The following is a 794-nucleotide window of genomic DNA, read 5'->3' as shown; positions in this document are numbered from 1 at the left end:
CTCACTGCAGCATCGTCTTGTCGTCGAGCACCGCACCCTTGAGCCTCGAGAACTCCGCCAGCAGATCCTCCGGCGTGGCCTTCCGCTTCGCCTCAGCATCGAGCTCCAGCACGATCCGACCCTCATGCATCATCACCAGCCGATTCCCCACCGCCAGCGCCTGCGCCATATTGTGAGTCACCATCAGCGTCGTCAGCTCCTTCTCCGCGATCACCGACTCCGTCAGCCGCGTCACCAGCTCCGCCCGCTGCGGATCCAACGCAGCAGTATGCTCGTCGAGCAGCAGCACCTTCGGCTCGGAGAACGTCGCCATCAACAGACTCAACGCCTGCCGCTGCCCGCCGGAGAGCAGCCCGACCTTGGCCTTGAGCCGATCCTCCAGCCCCAGCTCCAACACCGTCAGCGCCTCGGCGAACCGCTCCCGCCGCGCCCGAGTCACCCCGCGCGCCAGCCCACGACGACGCCCCCGCCGATCCGCCAGCGCCAGATTCTCCTCGATCGTCAGATGCGGAGCCGTGCCCGCCATCGGATCCTGGAAGACCCGCCCGACCTGAGCCGCCCGCCGATGCTCGGGCAGCCGCGAGATCTCCCGACCATCGACCCGCACACTGCCCGAATCCTGGACCAGCCGCCCGGCCACCGTGTTCAGCACTGTCGACTTGCCGGCCCCGTTGGAACCGATCACCGTCACCACATCACCCTGCTGCAGACGCAGATCGACCTCGACCAGCGCCCGACGCTCATTGACCGTGCCGGCGAAGAACGTCTTCGAGACCTCCTCGATGCTCAGCATG

1 protein-coding gene is annotated in these 794 nt (G+C 67.1%); it reads right to left on the bottom strand.

The genetic code is table 11. The features are described from left to right. Nucleotide 1: 1 nt before the first annotated feature. Nucleotides 2-793 (bottom strand): ABC transporter ATP-binding protein, encoded by a 792-nt coding sequence (locus GCL72_RS09645; RefSeq protein WP_153144506.1) that lies wholly within the window; start codon nt 791-793, stop codon nt 2-4. Between the last annotated feature and the right edge of the window lies 1 nt (nt 794).

Origin of the sequence: Nesterenkonia halophila (assembly GCF_009467795.1) — a bacterium.
In the GTDB taxonomy this organism is placed as follows: domain Bacteria; phylum Actinomycetota; class Actinomycetes; order Actinomycetales; family Micrococcaceae; genus Nesterenkonia; species Nesterenkonia halobia.
Note: the sequence above shows the minus strand (reverse complement) of the source record. Positions and strands in the feature narration are given on the sequence as shown.

Bases quoted from the DNA above. Each gene is read 5' to 3' on its own strand.
- GCL72_RS09645 (WP_153144506.1), bottom strand. From the start codon at position 793: ATGCTGAGCATCGAGGAGGTCTCGAAGACGTTCTTCGCCGGCACGGTC.